Source organism: Roseateles asaccharophilus (assembly GCF_031458115.1).
Lineage (GTDB): Bacteria > Pseudomonadota > Gammaproteobacteria > Burkholderiales > Burkholderiaceae_C > Pelomonas > Pelomonas asaccharophilus_A.
On sequence record NZ_JAVDXV010000013.1, the window covers coordinates 53,972 to 78,042 of the forward strand.

At 68.4% G+C, this 24,071-nt stretch carries 24 protein-coding genes and 2 tRNA genes; 7 read left to right on the plus strand and 19 right to left on the minus strand.

The features are described from left to right. Positions 1-81: 81 nt before the first annotated feature. Positions 82-1,011: a LysR family transcriptional regulator gene (locus J2X21_RS26040; protein ID WP_310333060.1), complete on the plus strand. Its 930-nt coding sequence runs from the start codon at positions 82-84 to the stop codon at positions 1,009-1,011. On the opposite strand, the gene J2X21_RS26045 is transcribed toward J2X21_RS26040, so the two are convergent. The 16 genes from J2X21_RS26045 to J2X21_RS26120 form a co-directional block, all read right to left on the minus strand. After that, entirely contained in the window at positions 1,008-3,233 is a 2,226-nt protein-coding gene (locus tag J2X21_RS26045) for a patatin-like phospholipase family protein (protein WP_310333061.1), read from the minus strand. The genes J2X21_RS26040 and J2X21_RS26045 overlap by 4 nt on opposite strands. A 124-nt stretch (positions 3,234-3,357) precedes the next feature. Continuing rightward, positions 3,358-3,433: transfer RNA gene (locus tag J2X21_RS26050), tRNA-Lys, on the minus strand. A gap of 76 nt (positions 3,434-3,509) precedes the next feature. Beyond that, positions 3,510-3,585: transfer RNA gene (locus J2X21_RS26055), tRNA-Lys, on the minus strand. A gap of 76 nt (positions 3,586-3,661) precedes the next feature. Continuing rightward, positions 3,662-4,432, minus strand: a complete 771-nt coding sequence (locus J2X21_RS26060; protein ID WP_310333062.1) for a tRNA threonylcarbamoyladenosine dehydratase — start codon at positions 4,430-4,432, stop codon at positions 3,662-3,664. Next, positions 4,432-5,211 (minus strand): tol-pal system protein YbgF, encoded by a 780-nt coding sequence (ybgF, locus tag J2X21_RS26065; RefSeq protein ID WP_310333063.1) that lies wholly within the window; start codon positions 5,209-5,211, stop codon positions 4,432-4,434. The genes J2X21_RS26060 and ybgF overlap by 1 nt, the downstream gene beginning before the upstream one ends. Beyond that, positions 5,211-5,744: an OmpA family protein gene (locus J2X21_RS26070; RefSeq protein ID WP_310333064.1), complete on the minus strand. Its 534-nt coding sequence runs from the start codon at positions 5,742-5,744 to the stop codon at positions 5,211-5,213. The genes ybgF and J2X21_RS26070 overlap by 1 nt, the downstream gene beginning before the upstream one ends. Before the next feature lie 99 nt (positions 5,745-5,843). Continuing rightward, positions 5,844-7,130, minus strand: a complete 1,287-nt coding sequence (tolB, locus tag J2X21_RS26075; protein ID WP_310333065.1) for a Tol-Pal system beta propeller repeat protein TolB — start codon at positions 7,128-7,130, stop codon at positions 5,844-5,846. 66 nt (positions 7,131-7,196) lie between these two features. Continuing rightward, positions 7,197-8,690, minus strand: a complete 1,494-nt coding sequence (gene rng / locus J2X21_RS26080) for a ribonuclease G (protein WP_310333066.1) — start codon at positions 8,688-8,690, stop codon at positions 7,197-7,199. Between the two features lie 48 nt (positions 8,691-8,738). Beyond that, a complete protein-coding gene (locus J2X21_RS26085) occupies positions 8,739-9,341 on the minus strand; it encodes a Maf family protein (RefSeq protein ID WP_310333067.1) in 603 nt (200 codons plus the stop codon). Further along, entirely contained in the window at positions 9,334-9,801 is a 468-nt protein-coding gene (rlmH, locus tag J2X21_RS26090) for a 23S rRNA (pseudouridine(1915)-N(3))-methyltransferase RlmH (protein ID WP_119043176.1), read from the minus strand. The genes J2X21_RS26085 and rlmH overlap by 8 nt, the downstream gene beginning before the upstream one ends. Continuing rightward, positions 9,801-10,517, minus strand: coding sequence for a ribosome silencing factor (rsfS, locus tag J2X21_RS26095; RefSeq protein WP_310333068.1), 717 nt, complete (start codon positions 10,515-10,517; stop codon positions 9,801-9,803). The genes rlmH and rsfS overlap by 1 nt, the downstream gene beginning before the upstream one ends. Continuing rightward, the gene (gene nadD / locus J2X21_RS26100) at positions 10,518-11,105 is read right to left on the minus strand and encodes a nicotinate-nucleotide adenylyltransferase (protein ID WP_310333069.1); all 588 of its coding nucleotides are present in this window, start codon (positions 11,103-11,105) and stop codon (positions 10,518-10,520) included. Continuing rightward, complete coding sequence (gene hemF, locus J2X21_RS26105; RefSeq protein WP_310333070.1) at positions 11,102-12,037, minus strand: oxygen-dependent coproporphyrinogen oxidase; 936 nt, start codon at positions 12,035-12,037, stop codon at positions 11,102-11,104. Before hemF ends, nadD begins: the two co-directional genes overlap by 4 nt. Continuing rightward, complete coding sequence (locus J2X21_RS26110) at positions 12,034-12,654, minus strand: 1-acyl-sn-glycerol-3-phosphate acyltransferase (protein ID WP_310333071.1); 621 nt, start codon at positions 12,652-12,654, stop codon at positions 12,034-12,036. Before J2X21_RS26110 ends, hemF begins: the two co-directional genes overlap by 4 nt. Then, entirely contained in the window at positions 12,651-13,937 is a 1,287-nt protein-coding gene (gene purD / locus J2X21_RS26115; protein ID WP_310333072.1) for a phosphoribosylamine--glycine ligase, read from the minus strand. The genes J2X21_RS26110 and purD overlap by 4 nt, the downstream gene beginning before the upstream one ends. Then, positions 13,937-14,659, minus strand: a complete 723-nt coding sequence (locus tag J2X21_RS26120; protein WP_310333073.1) for a YebC/PmpR family DNA-binding transcriptional regulator — start codon at positions 14,657-14,659, stop codon at positions 13,937-13,939. The genes purD and J2X21_RS26120 overlap by 1 nt, the downstream gene beginning before the upstream one ends. 77 nt (positions 14,660-14,736) lie before the next feature. Here J2X21_RS26120 and J2X21_RS26125 point away from each other — a divergent pair, with 77 nt between their 5' ends. The 6 genes from J2X21_RS26125 (at position 14,737) to J2X21_RS26150 (ending at position 21,176) form a co-directional block, all read left to right on the plus strand. Beyond that, positions 14,737-16,287 carry a helicase HerA-like domain-containing protein gene (locus J2X21_RS26125; RefSeq protein ID WP_310333074.1) on the plus strand — a complete coding sequence of 517 codons (1,551 nt, stop codon included), beginning with the start codon at positions 14,737-14,739 and terminating at the stop codon, positions 16,285-16,287. 97 nt (positions 16,288-16,384) lie between these two features. Beyond that, positions 16,385-17,452, plus strand: a complete 1,068-nt coding sequence (locus J2X21_RS26130) for a sensor histidine kinase (RefSeq protein WP_310333075.1) — start codon at positions 16,385-16,387, stop codon at positions 17,450-17,452. Then, a complete protein-coding gene (locus J2X21_RS26135; RefSeq protein ID WP_310333076.1) occupies positions 17,449-18,225 on the plus strand; it encodes a LytR/AlgR family response regulator transcription factor in 777 nt (258 codons plus the stop codon). The genes J2X21_RS26130 and J2X21_RS26135 overlap by 4 nt, the downstream gene beginning before the upstream one ends. A 48-nt stretch (positions 18,226-18,273) precedes the next feature. After that, a complete protein-coding gene (locus J2X21_RS26140) occupies positions 18,274-18,531 on the plus strand; it encodes a hypothetical protein (RefSeq protein WP_310333077.1) in 258 nt (85 codons plus the stop codon). 11 nt (positions 18,532-18,542) lie between these two features. Further along, positions 18,543-19,349 (plus strand): hypothetical protein, encoded by an 807-nt coding sequence (locus tag J2X21_RS26145; protein WP_310333078.1) that lies wholly within the window; start codon positions 18,543-18,545, stop codon positions 19,347-19,349. A gap of 54 nt (positions 19,350-19,403) precedes the next feature. Then, positions 19,404-21,176: a glutamine--tRNA ligase/YqeY domain fusion protein gene (locus J2X21_RS26150; protein WP_310333079.1), complete on the plus strand. Its 1,773-nt coding sequence runs from the start codon at positions 19,404-19,406 to the stop codon at positions 21,174-21,176. Between the two features lie 161 nt (positions 21,177-21,337). On the opposite strand, the gene J2X21_RS26155 is transcribed toward J2X21_RS26150, so the two are convergent. The 3 genes from J2X21_RS26155 to dbpA form a co-directional block, all read right to left on the minus strand. Next, positions 21,338-21,547, minus strand: a complete 210-nt coding sequence (locus J2X21_RS26155; RefSeq protein ID WP_310333080.1) for a hypothetical protein — start codon at positions 21,545-21,547, stop codon at positions 21,338-21,340. Between the two features lie 116 nt (positions 21,548-21,663). After that, positions 21,664-22,545: a hypothetical protein gene (locus tag J2X21_RS26160; RefSeq protein ID WP_310333081.1), complete on the minus strand. Its 882-nt coding sequence runs from the start codon at positions 22,543-22,545 to the stop codon at positions 21,664-21,666. A gap of 61 nt (positions 22,546-22,606) precedes the next feature. Beyond that, complete coding sequence (dbpA, locus tag J2X21_RS26165) at positions 22,607-24,007, minus strand: ATP-dependent RNA helicase DbpA (RefSeq protein WP_310333082.1); 1,401 nt, start codon at positions 24,005-24,007, stop codon at positions 22,607-22,609. Positions 24,008-24,071 lie beyond the last annotated feature (64 nt).

A 24,071-nucleotide genomic window follows, 5' to 3' on the forward strand; every position in this document is an offset into this window, starting at 1 on the left:
GCATTGTTTTGCTTTGCGCAATCAAGAACAATCGCTGCGACTGCAAACCATGTTTGCGAAATTCGCAAACAACATCGCCTGATGATCGAAGCCCTGGAAACCTTCATTGCCGTTGCCTCCGCCGGCAACTTCTCGGCCGTCGCGCGGCAGCAGGATGTCGCCGTGTCGTCGGTCACACGCAAGATTGACGCGCTGGAGGCGGAGATCGGCTCCCGGCTGTTCCATCGCAGCCCGCGCCGGCTGGCGCTCACCGATGCGGGCCAGCAGTTCCTGCCGCGGGCGCGCAACATCCTGGGCGAGCTGGCGGAGGCGCGCGAGGCCATCGTGGCCGGCGACGCCGAGCCGCGCGGCCTGCTGACGGTGACCGCGCCCACCGCCTTTGGTCGCCGCCACGTGGTGGACGCGCTGGCCAGCTTCCTGCGCCGCTACCCGGACATCGAGGTGGACCTGCACCTGCAGGACCAGGTCGTGGACCTGTCGGAGCAGCGCATGGACGTCGCGGTCCGCATCGGCCTGCTGCCCGACAGCGACCTGCACGCCACGCCGCTGGCCCAGGTGCGTCTGGTCACCTGCGCCAGCCCGGCCTACCTGGCCCGCGCCGGCCGCCCCCACGCTCCGGAAGACCTGCTGCGGCACGACTGCATCACCGTGGCCACGCCGCCGGCACCCGGTTTCGTGTGGCGCTATGCCGGCGTGAACCGCAACCAGCCGCTGCCCGTACGCGGCCGCTACCGCACCGATGACAAGGACGGCATGCTGCAGGCCGCGCTGCAGGGCCTGGGCATCGTGCACATCGCGACATGGATGGTGTGCGACCAGTTGCGCTCCGGCGAGCTGGTGGCGCTGTTTCCCGATGAGGCGACCACGTCACCCGCGCCCGGCCTGCCGGGCATACACGCGGTGCGCCTGCGCGGGCGCAGCCACGAGACGCGCGCGCGGCTGTTCATCGACCACCTGCGCAGCGAGATCGGCAGCACGCCGTGGTGGGATCTGCAGCTGCAGCCGGCCTAGGGCTGGCCGAGGAACAGATAGACCGCCTGCGCGCTGGAGCTGGCGCGCCCATAGCCCAGGTACAGCGGCCCCAGCGGCGTGTCCACGCCCAGGAAGATCGCATTGCCATGCAGGGTGCCTGCGGTGTTGGGGCCCCGCACCGTGTCGCCGATGCGGCCGGCCTCGGCCGACACGCCGGCAAAAACGCCTTCCAGCAGGCCGGCGCTGCGCAGCTGGTACGTGTAGATGACCCGTCCGAAGCGCATGCCGCGCCCGACGAACTCGCCGGTGTTGTGGCCCGACAGCTGCAGGAATCCGCCCAGCCATGACAACTCGTGCGCAGGCAGATCCTGCTGCCCGCCCAACGCGCCGGCGCCGCCCAGGCCCAGCCTCAGCGTGTGCCGGCACAACGAGTAGGCGCCGCGCAGGTCCACGCTGAGCTTGCTGTAGGCCGTGCTGGCGCCCAGCGACGGCAGCGAGCGCTGCAGCTTCACGTCAGCCAGATAGCCCGAGCGTGGGAAGCGCAGGCTGTCCAGCGCGTCCACGCGTAACTGCGCGGTCAGCGCGCCGACCCGCGCCGAAGGGAGGTCGCCGCGAGGCACACCGCCCACCTCGCTGCTGAACCGTGTCCGGCCATGCAACAGCCCCAGCCTCACCTCGCCCTGCGTGCCCAGCGGCACACCCAGGTCCAGCCCCAGCAGCGCCTGCTTGAGCTTGACGCGCACCAGGCGCTCGCCGTTGTCATAAAGGTCGAAGGGCTGGCGCTCGTACTTGCCCCAGCCCGACACGAACCAGCGCTGCGCGGCAGACAGAGGCTGGTACCACTCGCTGCGCAGCCGCTCGGTCTGGCCGATCTGCACGTCGTTGCGCCACTCGGCGCCCAGGTGGTTCAGCCAGGTCCAGCGGTGGCTGGCCGCGGCGTTGAAGTAGGCATTGCCGGTGAAGTCGGTCGACAGCGCGAGACCAAAGCGCAGGTAGTGCGGCCCCCAGGATTTCTCGGCAACGTCCACCGTCAGCACACGCCCGGTGCCCGGTTCATCGCCAAGCCGATAACTCACATGCTCGAAGTCGCCGCGGCCGTAGATGCGCTTCAGGTCGCGGTCCGCCACGTCGGCATCGAAGGGCTGTCCGGCACGGGTCTCCATCGCCGCGAGCACGACATCGGGTTCCACGTGCCGCGTACCGACCACGCGCACCTCGTCGACGCGGTCGTCCCCCGCCGCCACCGCCGCCATTCGCGCGGCCGCGAAACGCGCATAGCTGGCCGGATCGACGCTGAGTGTTGACAGCGCCTGCGTCGCGGCACGCGCCGCGTGCTCGCCTGCGGCCACTGCCTCGGACAGACGGTCAAAATCCACCGTGGTCACGCTGCCAAGGTCGGGCGTCAGCAGCACATCGCGCGGCGTCAGGTCGCTGAGCGACTGAGCCACGTTCCTGGCGGTCAGGATGCGCACCATCTGGTCGGCCACCGACAGCAACGACACGATCTGGCGTCGCTGCAGCAGCGGCGTGCCGATGTTGACGGCGATGATGACGTCGGCTCCCAGTTTCCGGGCCACGTCGACCGGCAGGTTGCGCACCACGCCGCCATCCACCAGCAAACGCCCCTCGATCTGCACCGGGTTCACGGCCGCCGGCAAGGCCATGCTAGCCCGCACGGCGTCACTGAGGCTGCCATGGTCCAGCACCACCATCTCGGAGGTGGCGACATCGGTCGCGACCGCCCGAAAGCGTATCGGCAGGCCGTCGAAGTTCTCCGTGCGCTGGCGCGCGGTCAAGCGGCGCAGCACGGCCTCCAGTGACACGCCGGAGATCGCGCCCTTGGGCAGCTGAACGCCATCGGGACCCAGACCGATCTCGGGGCCGATGAAGTTGATCTCGTCATCCGCCTTGCGCCGCAGCGGCGTGTCTGCGCGGACGATGTCGCGAAACAGATCGGCCGTGCGCAGGCCGCTCATCTCCCGCTCGATGTCTTTGACCGGCATACCGCTGGCGTACGCCGCCCCGACGATGGAGCCGGCACTGGTGCCCACGAGCACATGCACGGGAACGCGCAACTCCTCCAGCACCTTCAGCACGCCCAGGTGCGCTGCGCCCCGCGCGCCCCCACCGGACAACACCAGGCCGATTCGCGGCTGCACACCCTCAACCGGCCGCTGCGCCGCCGCGTCGACCGACAGGCCGGCAAGCAGCAAGGCCAGCACACCCACAAGCTCGATCCGAGCGGTACACCAGCTCTTCATGGCGCGCGATGCTAGCAGCGCGCTTCTTGGCGAACAGTGCAACTGCGCGCATGACTCGAATGTGAAGCGCACAAACAGCAACGGCCTGCGATCCTGGAATCGCAAGCCGTTGAACTGAAAAACTTGGTGGGCCCTGTAGGATTCGAACCTACGACCAACGGATTAAGAGTCCGCTGCTCTACCAACTGAGCTAAGAGCCCTAGCTCGATTCAGTTGAGGAGAACTTCAACTGAGCCAATGATTATAGCGCTGATTTTCAATCACCGCCAGAAAATCTGGTGGGATGTGCAGGATTCGAACCTGCGACCAACGGATTAAAAGTCCGCTGCTCTACCGACTGAGCTAACATCCCGTGTCAAGCAGAGCCTGCCATTGTAGGCACGTTTTTGAGTGCTCCGCAAGAATTTCTAGAAATTCAACGCAAAAATTCAACGAGCAAGAAAAAGCCGTTGCAGTTCAGCGGCGGCACACAGGCCAAAGGTCGCCGTGACGGTGACGCTGGAACCATAACCATGGCAGTTCAGACTGCCATCAACATCGCAGGCCTCACCCTCTCCTTGCTGCGGCAGGTGCACAGGCTCACGCGAGTACACGCAAGCGACGCCCATCTTTCCACCGCGCGGCGCGGCATGGTGTTTGCGCAAGCGCTGGCGCAGCGAGGCCAACAGCGGGTCGTGCGTCGTCGCACTGAGATCGTCCAGTTGCACACGATGCGGCTCGCGCTTGCCGCCGGCGGCACCGACGGTGACGAAAGGCAGTTGCCGCTCACGCGCCCAGGCCGCAAGCGCCGCCTTCGCACGCACCTGGTCGCAGCAGTCGATCAGTCCGTCGAACTGAGCATCACCGATCAGCGCCGGCCAGTTGTCCGGCTCAACAAACTCCTCGATGACCTGCACGTCACATCCCGGGTGGATGTCGGCGATGCGCAGGCGCAGCGCCTCGGCCTTGGCCATGCCTACCGTGGAGCCCAGCGCCTGGATCTGGCGGTTGATGTTGGATTCGGAGACCTGGTCCAGGTCGATCAGCGTCAGCGCAGCGGCACCGCTGCGCGCCAGCGCCTCGACAGCCCAGGAACCGACGCCACCCAGGCCCACGACCGCGAATCTCGCGGCACGCAGGCGCTGGTAGGCGGCATCGCCGTGCAGGCGACGCAGGCCGCCGAAGCGGCGCTCCAGATCAGCTTCGAGCTGATCCGACATCAGCGCAGCGCGGCCAGTCGTTCCTTGGCCGCCTGGGCAGCCTCGGTGCCGGGGTAGGCCTTGATGAGGTCGTCAAGGCTGCGTCGCGCCGCCTTGTTGTCCTTCAACTCGATCTGGCAATTGGCCAGCGCGAGCAGCGCCTCGGGCGTGCGCGGGTGGTCGGCATTGCCCGAGACGAAGGCCTTGAAGGTCGCGATGGCGTCCTTGTAGTCACGCTTGCCGTACTGGGCGTTGCCCAGCCAGAAGCGGACCGAATCGGTGTAGCCGCTGGCGGGGTAGCGCTTCAGGAAGCCGTTCAATGCGGCCACCGCCTCGGCGAAATCGCCGCGACGCACGAGGCCGATGGCGGCTTCGTACTGGCTGCGTTCATCCGGCCCGACCTGGAACTCACGCCCATCCAGCGTGACCTTCTGCGGCTCCAACGGCTTGAAGCGCGCTTCAACGGCCTGCGACTGGTCCGTCAGCTTGCGCTGCGTGTCAGACAGGTCGCGGGCCAGTTGTTCGTTGGCGCCACGCAGGCGGGCGACTTCGGCACGCAACGCATCGATCTGGCCGTTCAGGTCCAACATGCTGCGGCGCAGCGGTTGAAGCTGCTCCTGGACCAGCGTGTTGAGCTGCTCGGCACGCTGCTTGGCGGCGTCCTCGTTGGCCTGGACCTTCGCACGCAGATCGATGATGGCCTTGCGGGCTTCGTCATCCTCGAACAAGCCCGCGCGAGCGGGCTGGGCGAACATGACGCCGACCGCGCCGGCGACCAGCGCCAAACGCAGCGCGCGCATCACTTGTCCTTGAGCTCGACGCGGCGGTTCTTGGCCCAAGCTTCTTCGCCACCACCGGTGGCGGCCAGGCGTTCCTTGCCGAAGCTGACGGCTTCGACCTGGGCGGCACCGACGCCCAGCAGCGTCAGCGACTTGGCCACGGCTTCGGCACGGCGCTGGCCCAGAGCCAGGTTGTACTCGCGGCCACCGCGCTCGTCGGTGTGGCCTTCCAGCGTCAGCGCGGCGCGCTTGTTGGCGTTCAGGCGCTTGGCGTGCAGGTCGACCAGCGGGCGGTACTCTTCCTTGACGAGGTCGCTGTCGAAGTCGAAGTAGATGACGCGCTTGTCCTTGACTTGCTCGGAGTACTGGCTGAACAGGTCAACCGTCGGCACGGCGGTCTGTGCCGGCGCAGCAGGGGTCACGGCCGGTGCGGGGGCAGCGGCCACGGGCTGACGGGTCTCGACCGGCGCGGGCTCGTCCAGCTTGGTGGTGGAACTGCAACCAGCCAGGGCGGCGGCGGCAATCAGGGTGAGCGCATAGCGGGTCAGCTTCATTCGAGTGGTCTCCACAACAGACAGGGGGGCGGGGAAAAAGGGCCGGCCGTCAAGGGCGCGGGCGCGTGATTGTCCAACAAGGTGCGATTGATTGCGTCATCAACGCACGAACGGACCCCAAGTGGGCTCGCGAACCTCAACCAAAGTCACGAGCAGCGGGGTTTTGATCTTGCCGTCCAGCGTGCTGGTCATCAGCACTTCCTTGCCGCCAGCGCGGCTGGCGTAGACGATGAGCTTGCCGTTGGGCGCGAAGGACGGACTTTCGTCGTCGTTGGCTTCGCTGATCTGCTGCGATTGCCCCGTGCCCAGGTCCATCACGGAGAGACGGAAGGCTCCGCTGGCGCGCGTGATGTAGGCCATCGTGCGGCCGTCCGGGCTGATGGCCGGGCTGATGTTGTAGCCGCCGTTGAAGGTCACGCGCTCGGCCGTGCCGCCGCCCGCGGGCATGCGGTAGATCTGCGGGCCACCGCCGCGGTCGCTGACGAAATAGATCTTGCTGCCGTCGGGCGCGTAGCAGGCCTCGGTGTCGATGGCGCTGCTCTGCGCGATGCGGCGCAGGCCGGAGCCATCGCGGTTGATGACGAACAGCTGCGTGCCGCCGTCGCGCGACAGGCTCAGCGCCAGCTGGTTGCCGTCCGGCGACCAGGCCGGCGCGCTGTTGGTGCCCTTGAAGTCGGCCAGCACGCGGCGGCCGCCGGTCTGCACGTCCTGGATGCGCACCGTGGCCTTGCCGCTCTCGAAGCTCACATAGGCCAGCTCGCGGCCGTTGGGCGCCCAGGCCGGCGAGATGATGGGTTCGGCGCTGGTCAGCGCGACCTTGGCACCCTCGCCGTCCGCGTCCGCAACCACCAGGCTGTAGCGCCGGCCGGCCTTGGTGACATAGGCCATGCGTGTGGCGAACACGCCCTTCTCGCCCGTCACCTTTTCGTAGATCAGGTCGGCGATGCGGTGGGCCGCGAGGCGCGCGTCGTCGGGATGCACAGCCTGGGCCTGGCCCACCAGCTCGGTGCCCTTGACGACGTCCCAGAGCTTGAAGCGGATGTCCAGCCGGCCGTCGGCCAGCCGGTTGACGGAACCTGCGACCAGCCAGTCGGTCTGGCGGGCACGCCATTCAGTGAAGACCGGGCTGGCCGTCTCGCTGAGACCGGCGGGCGCGTCCACGGTGCGGAACTGGCCGCTGCGTTCCAGGTCCGCACGGATGATGGCGGCAATGGGCTGCGGCGACTTGGCCTCGTCGCGGAAGTCGACGATGGAGACCGGCACGCGGGTGCTGCCGACACCGGAGATGTCGATGCGCATCTGCGCAAGCACCGGAGCGGCGCCAAACGAGGCGCCCATGGCGGCCAGGGCCGCGAGGCTGCGGCGACGGGAGACAGGTACGAGCATGGCGCGCGATTCTGCCGCAGTCGCGCAAGTTGTAACGTCAGACAAGGCCGCGTCGGCGGCCTGGGCTCACAGCAGCACGATGTCGTAGTGCTCGGTCTGGTTGGTGGGCTCGGCCGTCAGCGAGATGGGTTTGCCGATGAAGTCGGACAGGCCGGCCAGATGAGCGCTCTCTTCGTCAAGCATCATCTCGACGACGTTGGCTGCGGCGACGACGCGGAACTCCTTGGGCGAGAACTGGCGCGCCTCGCGCAGGATCTCGCGCAGGATGTCGTAGCAGACCGAGCGCGCCGTCTTCACCTGGCCGCGACCCTCGCAGGTCGGGCAGGGTTCGCACAGCATGCGCGACAGCGATTCGCGCGTGCGCTTGCGCGTCATCTCCACCAGGCCCAGTTGCGTGAAGCCGCCCACCGTCACCTTGGTGCGGTCGCGAGCGAGCTGCTTCTTGAACTCGGACAGCACGGCGACCCGGTGCTCCTCGCGCGTCATGTCGATGAAGTCGACGATGATGATGCCGCCCAGGTTGCGCAGGCGCAGCTGCCGCGCGATGGCGCCCGCTGCTTCGAGGTTGGTCTTGAAGATGGTGTCGTCGAAGTTCCTCGCGCCGACGAAGCCGCCGGTGTTGACGTCGATGGTCGTCATCGCCTCGGTCTGGTCGAACACCAGCGAGCCGCCGGACTTCAGCTCCACCTTGCGGGCCAGCGCACGGGCGATCTCGGCGTCGACGTTGCACAGGTCGAAGATGGGCCGCTCGCCGCGATAGTGCTCCAGCTTGGCCGTCGCGGCCGGCATGAAGGTTTCGCCGAATTCGCGCAGCACGTCGTACTGCATGCGCGAGTCGATGCGGATGTGGCCCGTTCGCTCATTGGTCAGGTCGCGCAGCACGCGCTCGACCAGGCTCAGGTCCTGATGCAGCAGGCTGGCAGGGGGCGTGGTCAGCGACTTCTCGCGGATCTGCTGCCAGGTCTTGCGCAGGTAGGCGATGTCGGCGGCCAGCTCTTCGTCCGACGCATCCTCCGCGTTGGTGCGCAGGATGAAGCCGCCACCGCCGCCCTGCTCCTTGGTCCCCACCAGCGCGACCATGCGTGCGCGCAACGCCTCGCGGGCCTCGGGCGAGCCAATCTTCTGGCTGATGCCGATGTGCTCGTCCTGCGGCAGGTAGACCAGCATGCGGCCCGCAATGCTGATCTGGCTGGACAGCCGCGCGCCTTTGGTACCGATGGGGTCTTTGATGACCTGCACCGTCAGCGGCTGGCCCTCGAAGACAAGTCGCTCGATGGGCGTGGGCGGCACGTCGGCCCCATGGCCGTTCTGATGTCGGCCATGGCCGAACTGCGACGCGCTGTGCAGGTCGGCCACGTGCAGAAAGGCCGCGCGCTCCAGGCCGATGTCGATGAAGGCGCTCTGCATGCCGGGCAGCACGCGCACGACCTTGCCGAGATAGACGTTGCCGACGAGGCCCCGCTCCAACGTGCGCTCGATGTGCAGTTCCTGCACGGCGCCGTTCTCAACCACGGCCACCCGCGTCTCCTGCGGGGACCAGTTGATCAGGATGTCTTCCATCTCTAATCCTTGAATGCTGATGCTTGCCGCCGCCCGAAGCGGCATGCATCAGAACTCGAATCCGAATTTCTCCAAGACTTGCGCGGTCTCAAAGAGGGGCAACCCCATGATGCCCGAGTAGCTGCCTGCAATCTTCACGATCCACGCGGCGGCCTGGCTCTGGATCGCATAAGACCCTGCCTTGCCAAAGGGTTCACCGCTGGCCACGTAGCGTTCGATCTGCGCGGCGGACAGCGGCGCGAACTCGACCTGCGACACGTTCAGCGCCGCCGCACGCCGCGTGGTGTCGGCCACGGCCACCGCGGTGATGACGCGGTGCGTGCGGCCGCCCAGCAGCGCCAGCGTGCGCGCCGCGTCGGCCGCGTCCGCCGGCTTGCCGAGGATGAGATCGTCGACCGCCACGGTCGTGTCGGCGCACAGGATGGGCGCCGGAGGCAGTCCCCGTACGGCAAGCCGGGCCAGCGCGGCGTCGAGCTTGGCGGCCGTCACCCGGGCGCAGTAGCTCTCGGGCAGTTCGCCCGCCTGCACGGCCTCCAGACTTTCCGCGTCCTCGTCGGCACCGGGCAGCAGCAGCTCGTGCTTCACGCCCAGCTGGTCCAGCAGCTGGCGGCGCCGCGGGCTCTGCGACGCGAGGTAGATGTGCTTACTCACGGTGATACGGGTGGCCGGTGGTCACGGTCCAGGCGCGGTACAGGCCCTCGGCCAGCAGCACGCGGGCGAAGGCGTGCGGCAGCGTCAGGTCGGACAGGCGCAGCGTCTCGTCGGCCGTGGCCTTCAGGTCGGGATGCAAGCCGTCGGGCCCGCCGATGATGAGGGCCGCATCACGGCCCTCGCCCATCCACAGCTTCAGCCGCTCGGCCAGTTGCACGCTGGTGCGGCGCTCGCCGCGCTCGTCGAGGATGATGCGGCGCACGCCCTTGGGAAGGGCCGCCTCGATACGCGCCGCCTCCGCGGCCATCAACTGCTCCGCGGTCTTGCTGCCGCGCGTCTCGGCCTTGACGGCCTTCAGCTCCAGCTTCAGCTCGGGCGGGAAGCGCTTGGCGAAATCCTCGTAGGCGGTGTCGGCCCAGGCCGGCTGGCGCTGGCCCACGGCGACAAGCAGCAGACGCATCAGGCCTTCTTCGCAGCAGCCTTCTTGGCGGGCGCCTTCTTGGCGACAACCTTCTTGGCCGCCGTCTTCGCAGGCGCGGCGGCCTTCTTGGCCGGCGCCGCCTTCTTGACGGGTGCCGACTTGGCCGCGGTCTTCTTGGCCGCCGGCTTGGTCGCGCCGACCTTCACGGTCTTGGTGGCCGGCGTCTTGCTGCCCACCACACGGCTCACGCCCTTCTTGGCGGGTGCCGCCTTCTTGGCGGGCGTCTTGGCGGCGGCCTTCTTGGCCGGCGCCTTCTTCGCACCGACGGGACCCAGCTCCGACACCGCCTTCTTCTTCGCGGCGGGCTTGGCGGCCGTGTCTTCAGACGCCTTGACCAGCTTGGTCTCGCCGCTGCCCACCTTGAGCTTCACGGGCTTGTCGCCCCAGATCTCTTCGAGGTGGTAGTAGTCGCGGATGGCCGGCTGCATCACGTGCACGACGGCAGCGCCGCAGTCCACGATGATCCATTCGCCGTTGTCCTCGCCTTCGGTGCGCATGACCTGCATGCCACGGCCCTTGACCGTTTCACGCACGCTGGAGGCCAGGGCCTTGGTCTGCCGGTTGCTGGTGCCCGACGCGATGATGACGCGCTCGAACAGCGGCGACAGATGCTCGGTGTTGAACACGACGATGTTCTGGGCCTTGACGTCCTCGAGTCCATCGACGATGGCTCGTTGCAGCTTGCGAATGTCCATTCAGGGCTTCTTCTCGTAAAGGCGATGCGAGGCAATATAGCTCGCCACTTCGGGCCCCACCAAGGGGGCGATGTCGCCGCCGCGGGCGAGGGCCTCGCGAACGGCGGTGGAGGAAATGGGGGTGTCGGGCAGGTCCAGCACCTGCAGGCGGTGCGGCGGCATGCCCGGCGGCGTGACGACAGCCTCGCCCGCACGCGGCACGACCACCAGCGTCGCCAGTTCGGTGACGACCTCGGCGCTGTACCAGGTCGGCAGCCTCGCGTACTGGTCTTGCCCGATCAGGAACATCAGCTCGGCACCGGGTTGCTGCTTGGCGAACTCGCGCAGCGTGTCGGCGGTGAAGCTGGGGCCGCGGCGATGCAGCTCGCGGTCGTCGACGGCGAAGCGCTTCTCGCCGGCGATCAAGCGCTTCAGCATCTGCACGCGGTGCACACCGGCGGCCATGACCTGGTCGGGCTTCTGCCACTGGCGGCCGGCGGGCAGCCACAGCAGGCGATCGGGCGCCAAAGCGCTCAGCGCGAAATGCGCGAAGGCCAGATGGCCCAGGTGCGGCGGATCGAAGCTGCCGCCGAAAAGTGCCAGCTTCATAGCCACAGCGCCGTCGGCGTCTCGTGCGCCCAGTCGCGCGGGCGCAGGAAGTCGGTGTAGAGCCGCGCTTCGGGCGTGCCCGGCTCGGGCGCCCAGTCGTAGCGCCACTTCACCTGTGGTGGCATGGACATCAGGATGGACTCCGTGCGCCCGCCCGACTGCAGGCCGAACAGCGTGCCGCGATCCCAGACGAGGTTGAACTCTACATAGCGGCCACGGCGATAGGCCTGGAAGTCGCGCTCGCGCTCGCCATAGGCATAGCCGTGGCGGCGGTGTACGATGGGCAGGTAGGCATCCAGGAAGGCATCACCCACGGAGCGGATCAGCGCAAAGCCGGCGTCGAAGCCGCCTTCGGCAAAGTCGTCGAAGAAGATGCCGCCAACGCCGCGCGGCTCGTTGCGGTGCTTCAGGAAGAAGTAGTCGTCGCACCAGGCCTTGAACTTCGGGTGCAGTTCGGCGCCGTGGGGCTGCAGCACGTCGCGGCAGGTGCGGTGGAAGTGCTGGGCGTCGCGCTCGTAGCCGTAGTAGGGCGTCAGGTCCATGCCACCGCCAAACCAGGTCACGGCAGGCAGCCCGGCCGGCAGCGCCGCGAACATGCGCACATTCATGTGCACGGTCGGCACGAAGGGGTTGTGCGGATGCATCACCAGCGACACGCCCATGGCCTCGAACGGCGCGCCGGCCAGCTCGGGCCGGTGCTGCGTGGCCGAGGGCGGCAGCACGCGGCCCTTCACGTGCGAGAAGTTGACACCGCCGCGCTCGAAGACGGAGCCGCCCTCGATGAGCCGCGACAGGCCGTCGCCCTCGAGGCGGCCGCCGGGCTCGCGGGTCCAGCCGTCGCTGACGAAGGCGTTGCCGTCAACGCCCTCCAGCGCGCTGGCGATGCGCTGCTGCAGGTCCAGCAGATAGTCGCGTACGGCTTGGCTGTTCATGAGCGGGGTCGGATCGGGCTGGCCAATGCGGGCTTGCAGCCGACGCGATGGCCCAGGTAGTCGGCGAAGGCCTTGAAATCGGCCTCGACGTTACCCGTCAATTGAACGAAGTGGGTCAGCGAAACCACGCGCTGTTGGAAGTCGAAGTAACAAAGGCCCACGGGAACGCCGGCCTGCACGGCCACCTGGTAGGCGCCCGTGCGCCACCCGCTGGTCAGCGAGCGCGTGCCTTCGGGCGCGGCCGCCAGCCAGAAGCGCTCGCCGCGCGCGGCCGCCTCGCGCATCTGCGCGACGGTGTCGCCCACGATGCCATGCCGGCTGTTGCGATCCACGGCCACGCCGCCTATCCAGCGCGCCCAGCGGCCCAGCAGAGGCACCTTGAACAGGCTGTCCTTGCCCCAGAAGCGCAGCTGCAGGCCCAGCGCCCATTTGGCCAGCACCCCCACGACGAAATCCCAGTTGGACGTGTGCGGATAGACCAGGATGACGCCCTGCTCACCCGGCAGGCCGGGCGAGTCCACCGTCCAGCCGAACAGGCCCAGCAGCCCGCGGGCCAGTCCGCTGGGACGGCCGTGGGGACGCAGCGGCCCGGTCAGGACGGTGGGGGCAGCGGTCAACGCTTGATGGCCCGGTGGCCGATGTCCGAGCGGTATTGCCGGCCGGCGAACTGGATGCCGGCCGCCAACTCATAGGCCCGCTGCGCGGCCGTGCGGGCCGATTCGCCCAGCGCCGTCACGCACAGCACGCGGCCGCCGCTGGTCACCAGCTTGCCGTCCACTTCGGCCGTGCCGGCATGGAACACCATGGCCTCGGCCTCGTCGGCCGGCAGGTCGGTGATGGCATCGCCCTTGCGCGGCGTCAGCGGATAGCCTTCGGCCGCCAGCACCACACCCAGCGCGACGCGGCGGTCCCACTGCAGCTCGACCTGCTCCAGCGTGCCGTCGGTCGCGTGCATCAGCAGCTCGAACAGGTCGCTCTTGAGCCGCATCATGATGGGCTGGGTCTCGGGGTCGCCCATGCGGGTGTTGAACTCGACCGTGCGCGGCTGGCCGTGCTCGTCGATCATCAGGCCGGCATACAGGAAGCCGGTGAACGGATGACCGTCCTTGGCCATGCCCGCGATGGTGGGCTGGATGATCTCGTGCATGACCTTGGCATGCACATTGGGCGTGACGACCGGCGCGGGCGAGTACGCGCCCATGCCGCCCGTGTTGGGGCCTTCGTCACCGTCCAGCAGGCGCTTGTGGTCCTGGCTGGTGGCCAGCGACACGACGTGCTTGCCGTCGCAGACGACGATGAAGCTGGCCTCCTCGCCGGCGAGGAAGTCCTCGATGACGACGCGCGCACCGCCGGCGTTGTGCGTGACGCCCAGCTTGTTGTCTTCCAGGATCCACGAGATGGCCTCGTGGGCTTCTTCCAGCGTCATCGCGACGACGACGCCCTTGCCCGCCGCCAGGCCGTCGGCCTTGATGACGATGGGGGCGCCGCGGCCATCCACGTAGGCGTGGGCGGCTGCGGGATCGGAGAAGGTCTCGTAGGCCGCGGTGGGAATGCCATGGCGCTTCATGAAGTCCTTGGCGAAAGCCTTGGACGACTCCAGCTGCGCCGCCGCCTTGGTGGGGCCGAAGATGCGCAGGCCGCGGGCGCGGAACTCGTCCACGACGCCGGCCGCCAGTGCGGCCTCGGGGCCGACCACAGTCAGGTTGATCTTGTGCTCGACGGCGAAGTCGGCCAGCGCCTTCACGTCGGTGAGCGCGATGGGCACGTTCTGCAGACGCTCGTCGCGCGCAGTGCCGCCGTTGCCAGGGGCCACGAAGACCTGGCTGACCCGCTCGCCCTGCAGCAGTTTCCAGCCCAGCGCGTGCTCACGCCCGCCGTTGCCGATGACTAAGACCTTCATCAGCCCAGCTCCGCGTTGTGATAGACCGCTTGCGTGTCATCGAGGTCTTCGATGACGTCCAGCAGCTTTTGCATGCGCTCGGCGTCCTCGCCGGTCAGCGCTATCGTGTTCTCGGGTCGCATGGTCACTTCCGCCAGCTCCGGCACCAGGCCGGCGGCCTCCAGCGCGGCCTTGACCGCTTCGTAGTCCGCGGGCGAGGTCAGCACCTCGATGGCGCCGTCGTCGCCGGTGACGACATCCTCGGCACCGGCTTCCAGCGCCACTTCCATGACCTTGTCTTCCGACGTGCCCGGCGCGAACAGCAGCTGGCCCACGTGCTTGAACTGGAACGACACCGAGCCGTCCGTGCCCATGTTGCCGCCGTACTTGCTGAAGGCGTGGCGCACCTCGGCCACGGTGCGGACGCGGTTGTCCGTCATCGTGTCGATCATGATGGCCGCGCCGCCGATGCCGTAGCCTTCGTAGCGGATTTCCTCGTAGGTCAGGCCGTCGATGTTGCCGCTCGCCTTGTCGATGTTGTACTTGATGCGGTCGGCCGGCATGTTGGCGGCCTTGGCCTTGTCGACGGCCAGCCGCAGGCGCGGGTTGTCCTTGATGTCGGGCCCACCCTGGCGGGCCGCGACCGTGATTTCACGGATGATTCGCGTCCAGATCTTGCCGCGCTTCTCGTCCTGGCGGCCTTTGCGGTGTTGGATGTTGGCCCATTTGGAATGTCCGGCCATAAGGTTTGGCTCCCGGCGGCTGACAGCGCAGCGGCCTGATTTATCGTTGGCAGAACAGTGATTTTAGAGGACCGTCCATGACCGACCCCATCCTGCTGGCCCGCCATGCGGAGATCGAGTGCCTGTTGCTGCCCGCACTCGCCAACCGCCACGGCCTCATCACCGGCGCCACCGGCACCGGCAAGACCATCAGCCTGCAGAAGCTGGCCGAGAGTTTTTCCAAGCTGGGCGTACCCGTCTTCATGGCCGACGTGAAGGGCGACCTGACCGGCATCAGCCAAGCCGGCAACCCCAGCGAGAAGCTGCTGGCCGTGCTGAAGGACCGCGGGCTGGACGTGCCCGAGAAGCTGGCCTGCCCCACCACGCTGTGGGACGTGTTCGGCGAGCAAGGCCACCCAGTGCGCGCGACGGTCTCGGACATGGGCCCGCTGCTGCTGGCCCGCATGCTGGCGCTGAACGAGACCCAGGCCGGCGTGCTGCAGATGGTGTTCAAGATCGCCGACGACAACGGCCTGTTGCTGCTGGACCTGAAGGACCTGCGCGCGATGCTGCAGCATGTGGGCGACAACGCGAGTCAATTCACGACGCAGTACGGCAACGTGTCGGCCGCCAGCGTGGGCGCCATCCAGCGAGGCCTGCTGCAGATCGAGGCTCAGGGCGGCGACAAGTTCTTCGGCGAGCCCATGCTCAACATCGCCGATTTCATGCAGACGGACCAGGGCCTGGGCGTCATCAACGTGCTGGCCGCCGACAAGCTGATGAATGCGCCGCGGCTGTACGCGACCTTCCTGCTGTGGATGCTCTCTGAGCTCTTCGAGACGCTGCCCGAGGTGGGGGATCTGGACAAGCCCAAGCTGGTGTTCTTCTTTGACGAGGCCCATCTGCTGTTCAAGGATGCGCCGGACGCGCTCGTCGAGCGCATCGAACTCGTGGTTCGGCTGGTGCGCTCCAAGGGCGTGGGCGTGTACTTCGTGACGCAGAACCCGCTGGACATTCCCGACACCGTGCTGGGCCAGCTCGGCAACCGCGTGCAGCACGCGCTGCGCGCATTCACGCCGCGCGACCAGAAAGCCGTCAAAAGCGCAGCCGACACCATGCGCGCCAAGCCCGGGCTGGACATTGCCACGGCAATCACGGAACTGGGTGTCGGCGAGGCGCTGGTCAGCCTGCTGGACGAAAAGGGCAGGCCCAGCATCACCGAACGCGTGTTCGTGCTGCCGCCCGGCAGCCAGATCGGGCCCATCAACCCAGCCCAGCGCCAGCAGCTCGTGGCCAATTCGCTGGTGGCGGGCGTCTACGAGAAGCAGCTGGACCGTGAATCGGCCTACGAGAAGCTGCTGGGCAAGCCAGCCGCCAGCGCACCTCAGGGCGGCGGCATGGCGAGCGAGGCCGGGCAGGTTTTCAAGGGCGGCCAGCCCCCGCCCGCCGACGAGGGTGGCGGCATGATGGACGGGCTGAAGGACGTGTTGTTTGGCTCCACCGGCCCGCGCGGCGGCCGCCGCGAAGGCCTGGCCGAGACCGCCGCCAAATCGGCACTGCGCTCCATCGGCTCGTCCGTGGGTCGCGAGATCGTGCGCGGCGTGCTGGGCAGCCTGCTGGGCGGCGGCAGCAGCCGGCGCCGCCGCTGATGCCCCACCGGCGCCCGGCCGGCGCCGTTCGCGCCCTGCCCGCCCCACGCGTCGCGCCGCCGTGGCGGGCGGTCGCCCGCGACTGCATGCTGGCGCGATGAAATCCCCCAACATGCGTCGCGACCTGCTCGTCTACTTGGGTGGCACGGCTGGCATCTGCATCGTCGTGGGCCTGCTGAGTTTTCTCGTCAACGGCAAGGGCTTCTGGCGCGGCATGCTGTACTCGTTCTGCATCGGCGTGCAGATCTCGCTGTGCATCAGTCTGCTGCAGGCGGCGCTGGCCCGGGTGCTGGCGCGCTGGCGCGGCGACGCGACGCCCGAGCTGGCGCAGGGCTGGGTGGGCTGGGGCTGGATGATGCCCATCGTGCTGGTCGGCACGCTGACCGGCTACAGCGGCGGCCTGTGGCTGGGCGATGCACTAAGCGGCCTGGAGTCCACACCGTTGTGGCAGATGAGCCGGCCGCGCGCCGCGCTGACGCTGGGCTTCCTGCTGCTGGTGTCGATGCTGGGTGCGCTGTTCTTCGTCTCGATGTTCAAGCTGCACGGCGCCAAGCTGAGCCAGGCGCGCGCCGAACAGCTGGCCGCCGAAGCACGGCTGACGCTGCTGCAAAGCCAGCTGGAGCCGCACATGCTGTTCAACACGCTGGCCCATCTGCGCGTGTTGATCAAGCTGCGGCCCGACGAGGCGCAGCAGATGCTGGACAAGCTCATCGACTACCTGCGCGCCACGCTGCAGGCCAGCCGCGCCACCGAACACGCACTGGCCGACGAGTTCGAGCGCGTGTCCGACTACCTCGCGCTGATGCAGCTGCGCATGGGCGAGCGGCTGCGCGTGCGGCTGGAACTGCCGGTCGAGCTGGCCGCCATCCCCATCCCGCCGCTGCTGCTGCAGCCGCTGGTGGAGAACGCCATCAAGCACGGCCTGGAGCCCCATGTGGACGGCGGCGAGCTGCGCGTATCGGCGGCGCGCGATGGCACCCGCCTGCTGCTGGAAGTGGCCGACAGCGGCGCCGGCCTGACCCAGGCGACCGGATTGCCGGGCTCCGGCTTCGGCCTGGCGCAGGTGCACGAGCGCCTGGCCCAGCGCTATGGAGCCGCCGCCAGCTTCAGCCTGCAACCCCAGGCCGGCGGCGGCAGCGTCGCACGCATCGAGATCCAGACATGACGACCACCGCCCTCATCGCCGAAGACGAACCGCTGCTGGCCGACAATTTGCGTGCCGAGCTGGCTGCGGCTTGGCCCGCGCTGCAGGTCGTCGCGCAAGCGGGCAGCGGCATCGCCGCCGTCGAGCTGGCCTTGCAGCACCGGCCACGCGTGTGCTTCCTGGACATCCGCATGCCCGGCATGACCGGACTGGAAGCCGCGCAGGCCATCACCGAGGACTGGCCGGACGATGCCGGCGCCCTGCCCTTGTTCGTTTTCGTGACGGCCTACGACCAGTACGCGCTGCAGGCTTTCGACGCCGCCGCGGCCGACTACCTGCTCAAGCCCGTCACGCCCGAGCGCTTGGCGCAGTGCGCACATCGCCTGCAGGCGCGGCTGGCCCTGCCCGCGGAGGACGCCACGCTGGCCTCGCTGCGCCAGCTGCTCACGCAGGCCGTCACGCCGGTGCCACGGCTGCGCCACCTGCAGGCGGCCGTGGGCGACGCGATCGAACTGGTGCCGGTGGATGACATCGTCTACCTGGAAGCCGCCGACAAATACGTGCGCGCCGTGACCGCCCAACGCGACTACTGGGTGCGCGTGTCGCTGCGCGAGCTGCTGCCGCAGCTGGATCCCGAGCGTTTCTGGCAGGTGCACCGCTCCACCGTCGTGCACATCGATGCCGTGGCGCGGGCCCAGCGCCAGGAGAACGGCACCGTGCTGCTGACGCTGCGCCAGCGCCCCGAGGCGCTGACCGTCAGCCGCGTGCACGCCACACGTTTCAAGGCGTTGTAGCGCGGTAGATCGCGGCCGGTGAAAACCGTATAAACGGTTTTCACCGTTATGAGCCGCGACCGCAAGCCCCCGCCACCCCCCGAGCGCGCCAAGCTCGTGCGCGACGGCTTCACCATGCCCGAGGCCGACTACGCGCTGCTGAAGGCGCTGAAGCAGCGGCTGCTGGGGCAGCAGCGCGAGGCGAAGAAAAGCGAGCTGCTGCGTGCCGGCCTGCAGGCGTTGGCGTCGCTGAACGACGCTGCGCTGGCGGCGGCGCTGGAGCGGCTGGAGCCGGTCAAGACCGGCCGGCCACCCAAGGCCAAGTAAGGAGACACCCCATGTCCGATGCAACCTACTGGTGGCAGCTGCTGTGCGCGATCGCCGGGCTGAACCTGATCGCCTGGACGGCCTCCACCGCCTGGCTGCACCGCAACCGGCCGGACGGCACGACCTGGCCGCACCAGCGCCTGCAGCTCGTGCTGTCGGCGCTGTACGTGCTGGGCTGCGGCTACCGCTCGGTGCTGCCGGTCTTCGACGTGCCGCGCGTGGTCATGGTGGATTCGTGGGCGTCCAGCGTGCTGGTGGGGCGCACGGTGGCCACCATCGCCGAGTTGAGCTTCGCGGCGCAATGGGCGCTTCTGCTGCAGGGCGCGGCACTCGCCACGGGGCAGCGCTTCAGCCTGTGGGTTGCCCGGGCCGTGGTGCCGCTCATCCTCATCGCCGAGTTGAACTCCTGGTATGCCGTGCTGACGACGCGCAACATCGGCCACGTCGTGGAGGAGATCCTGTGGGGCACGACCGCGCTGCTCAGCGTCGTCGCCATGCTGGCCCTGTGGCCTCAGGCCACGTCCAAGGGCCGGCGCTGGCTGGGGCTGGCGCTGGTCGCCGGCCTGGTCTACGCCGCCTACATGTTCTTCATCGACGTGCCCATGTACTGGGCCCGCTGGGTGGCCGACGAGGCGGCCGGCCGCAGCTACGTGGCCTTGTCCGCCGGCTGGGCGGACGTGTCCAGCCGCTGGACCGTGTCGCACGACTGGGCCCACTGGCGCAGCGAGGTCGTGTGGATGACGCTGTACTTCAGCGTGGCGGTCTGGATCAGCATCGGCCTGGCCCACGTGCGCCTGCCCTCGCGGCCGCGTCCTTAGAATCGGCGCCATCGCGGGCCTGAAACACGGCCCGCTCCCATTTCAGAGCCGACGATGAGCAACACCGCCGCCCCCGCGCCCGCACCCGCGACGAACTTCCTGCGCCAGCGCATCGAGCAAGACCTCGGTGCCGGCGCCTTCGACGGCCGCCACTTTGCCGGCACGCCGGGCGACGCGGCCCACCACGCCCAGGGTCCGCTGGACGCCGCACGCATCCGCACCCGCTTCCCGCCCGAGCCCAACGGCTATCTGCACATCGGCCACGCCAAGAGCATCTGCCTGAATTTCGGCCTGGCGCGTGACTACGGCGGCGCCTGTCATCTGCGCTTCGACGACACCAACCCCGAGAAGGAGGAGCTGGAGTACGTCAACGCCATCAAGGAGATGGTGCAGTGGCTGGGCTGGAGCTGGGGCGACAACCTGTACGAGGCCAGCAGCTACTTCGACTTCATGTACGCGGCCGCCGAGGCGCTGATCGCCGCCGGCCATGCCTATGTGGACGAGCAGAGCGCCGAGGAGATGCGCGCCAACCGGGGCGACTTCGGCAAGGCTGGCGTCGACAGCCCGTTCCGCAGCCGCACGCCCACCGAGAACCTGGACCGCTTCCGCGAGATGCGCGACGGCAAGCATGCCGACGGCGCGATGGTGCTGCGCGCCAAGATCGACATGGCGTCGCCCAACATCAACCTGCGCGACCCGACGCTGTACCGCATCAAGCATGCGGAACACCACGCCACGGGCAACAAGTGGTGCATCTACCCGATGTACACCTACGCGCACCCCATCGAGGACGCGCTGGAGCGCATCACGCACAGCATCTGCACGCTGGAGTTCGAGGACCAGCGCCCGTTCTATGACTGGCTGCTGAACCACCTCGCCGACCTCAACCTGCTGGCCCGCCCGCTGCCGCAACAGATCGAGTTCGGCCGGCTGAACCTGAACTACGTCGTCACCAGCAAGCGCAAGCTGCGCCAGCTGGTGGAAGAAAAGCATGTCAGCGGCTGGGACGACCCACGCATGCCCACGCTGGTGGGTCTGCGCCGCCGCGGCTTCACGCCCGAGAGCCTGCGCGCGATGGTGGAAGCCACCGGCGCCAGCAAGCAGAACGCGTGGATTGACGACACGGTGCTGGATCAGGCGCTGCGCGCCGACCTGGAGCCGCAGGCGCCCCGCGCCTTCGCCGTGCTGCAGCCGCTGAAGCTGAAGCTGACGAACTTCGCCGACGTGTTCGGCTCCAACGACCACCGCGAGCCTTGCGAGGTGGCCGCCCACCCGCACAAGCCGGAACTGGGCCTGCGCAAGTTCTCGCTGGGTCCTGAGCTGTGGATCGAGTCCGAGGACTTCATGGAAGTGCCCGTGAAGGGTTACTTCCGGCTGTTCCCGGGCAACAAGGTGCGGCTGAAGGCCGGCTACATCATCGAGTGCACCGGCGCCGAGAAGGACGCCGAAGGCAACGTGGCCGCCGTGCTGGCCACCGTCGTTCCCGACACCAAGAGCGGCACGCCGGGCGCCGATGCGGTCAAGGTCAAGGGCGTGCTGGGCTGGGTTGGTGCTCACGAGGCGGTTGCCGCCGAGGTGCGCCTGTACGAGCGCCTGTTCGCGGAGCCGCAGCCCGATGCCGGCGGCCGCGACTTCATCGAGTTCCTGAACCCGAACTCGCTGCGCGTGGTGCAGGGCTTCGTGGAACCCTCACTGGCTGGTGCCGCCGCCGACCAGCGCTGGCAGTTCGAACGCCACGGCTATTTCGTGACGGACCGCGTGGATCACCGGGCCGACAAGCCGGTGTTCAACAAGATCACGGGGCTGAAGGACAGCTTCGCCAAGTAGTCAGCGGCGCAAACCTGGCATTTCCGGCCGAGCGCCGGGCCGCTCCCAAGCCGGCCCGTCTGGCGATGTGCTTGCGGCTCAATGCCGCAAGCATCACCGTCCGCTCGGGGGACCGACCAGGCCGGCCCGCGTGCAGCGGCGCACGACTGGGCGAGGGGTCCTCAATCGCGTCGGAGGACGATGGGGCTGGCGTAGTCGCGGCCAACCACGGCGCGGGCGAAGAGGTAGTTGCGTCGTGCCTGGTCACTCAGCGCGTCCAGCATGACGCAACCGTACTCATCGCAGGGAAAGGCCAGCGCGCGGCCGCTCTGGAACAGCGACTCGAAGCGCAACTCGTAGCCATCATCCAGGGGCATGGGGCGTGTGTTCATGGGGCACCTCGTCTTGAAACCAGACTAGGCGCCGCACCCACCCCCCGCGCGTGAAAAGGTCGCACCCACTGCCCTTCACCCCCGCGTCCGCCGGGGGCTTCGCCAAGATGTCACGCTCAGCGCGCCAGCAAGCGCTGCAAGTCGACCTGGAAGGGCTTGTCGTTCATCTCGACGACTGCCGGCGTGGGCGTCGTCAGCGTGACCAGGCGGCGCTGCGGGAGGTTCAGCAGCGCCAGCGAGGGCTGCACATAGCGCTGCAACAGCGCCAGCAGTGAGCCGTCCCCATAGGCCTGGCGCAGGCCTCGCGCCACGCGCTCCATCGCGCGCCGGTTGCTCGGGTGGGTGTAGAGGTATTGCGGCAGGTCGTAGGACAGCAGCAGGCTGTCGTCCACCGCCAGGCCAGGCGTTCCCGCCTGCGCGCGGATCTCGTCGCCGATCTCCAGCACGTTGCGGCAGAACAGGTCGGCGCGCCCCAGCCCCACCAGTTCGAACAGCGACTCATAGGCGCTCACCTCGGTCACCTTGAAGCCATTGGCGCGCATCACCGCCACGTCGGGCCAGTCGCTGCCCTGAACATGGCGCAGCCTGGCCACGGCGGCCACGCTGGTCGCCGCACGCACCGCAGCCTGCCGCGGCGCATGCACGAAGCACACGCGGAAGCGGTTCAGCCCCAGGTGGATGGGAAATGGCACCGGCGCCAACCCCGCGGCACGCCCTGCATCGACGCCCGCAACGACCAGGAAGTTGCGCACCTCGCCCCGCGAGGCCTCCACCAGCGCGCGGCTCTTGCTCATGCGCGGCGACAGTTCCAGCCGGTAGGGGCCTTCGATGACGCGGGTCTTGTCCAGCGCCAGCTGCACCGCGTCGCGGATATAGGCATTGCGCGAATCGCTGTCGCTGTCCGGCGCACGCAGCGTGACCACCAGCTCCTGCGCCAGCGCCGGGCCGGCCGCCAGCAGCGAGGGCAGGCCCGTCAGCAGGCAGTGGCGTCGCAACATGGCCGGCTCCGCTCAGACATGGCGGCAATGTAGTGCGGCCGGCTGCCGCTTGGAAGGGCCGTCAGTCGGCCAGATCAACCAATCGCCTGACCTTGACCTTGCGGCCCTTCAGCTTGCCCGCCGACAGCCGCCGCACCGCCTCGACGGCGAGGTCGCGCTGCACCGCAACATAACTGTGGAAGTCCGTGACGTTGATCTTGCCGATCTGGGTGCCTGCAAACCCGGCCTCGCCGGTCAGCGCGCCGAGGATGTCGCCGGGTCGGATCTTCTCCTTGCGGCCACCCAGGATCTGCAGCGTGTCCATGGCCGGCAGCAGCGGGCCGCCCGGGGCGTCCTTGAGGCCGTCCAGTGGCTGCCACTTGAACTCGGCGCCCTGCAACTGCTCGATACGGCCCACGCGGCCCATCTCGTCCAGGCTGGCCAGACTCAGCGCCAGCCCCTCGGCACCGGCGCGGCCCGTGCGGCCGATGCGGTGCACGTGCTGCTCCACGTCGGCACTGATGTCCACGTTGATGACGCAGGCCAGGTTGGCGATGTCCAGGCCCCGCGCGGCCACGTCGGTGGCGACCAGCACAGACGCGCTGCGGTTGGCGAACTGGATCAGCACCTGATCGCGGTCACGCTGCTCCAGGTCGCCGTGCAGCGCCAGCGCGACAAAGCCCTGGGCGGCCAGCACGGCCTCCAGGTCGCGGCACTGCTGCTTGGTGTTGCAGAACGCGATGGTCGACTCGGGCCGGAAGGCGCGCAGCAAACGCGGCACGGCGTCCAATCGCTGGGCCTCGGTCACCTCGTAGGCAATCTGGCGGATGGTGGACGCCGCAGCGCTGGTGGCGCCGGCCACCTGCACCGTCTGTGGTTCGCGCATGAATTTCGCGGCGATGTCCTTCACGCCGTCGGGGAACGTGGCCGAGAACAACAGCGTCTGCCGGTTGGCCGGCGCCCGCTTGGCGACGGCCTTGATGTCGTCGAGGAACCCCATGTCCAGCATGCGGTCGGCCTCGTCCAGCACCAGCGTGTTCAGCGCCGACAGGTCCAGCGTGCCGCGCTCCAGGTGGTCCAGCAGCCGGCCTGGCGTGCCCACGGCGATATGGGCGCCGAAGGTCAGGCTTTCGGCCTGCGGCTTGAACGGGCTGCCACCGCACAGGCTCAGCACCTTGATGTTGTCGGCCGCACGCGCCAGGCGGCGGATCTCCTGCGTAACCTGTTCGGCCAGCTCGCGCGTGGGCGTCAGCACCAGCGCCTGCACGCGTGGCAGGTCGGCCTTCAGCCGGTGCAGCAGCGCGATGGCGAAGGCGGCCGTCTTGCCGGAGCCGGTCTGCGCCTCGCCGATGACGTCGCGGCCGGCCAGCGCCAGCGGCAGGCTGGCCGCCTGGATGGGCGTCATCTGCGCATAGCCCAGCTGGTCGAGGTTGGCCAACATGGCGGGGCTGAGCGGCAGTGTGGAAAAAGCAATGGCTGTCATCGCGCGATTGTCGAGCCTGTGACTTTCTTCTCACCGCGGCGCCGGGTCGCGCCCGTGCTTTCAA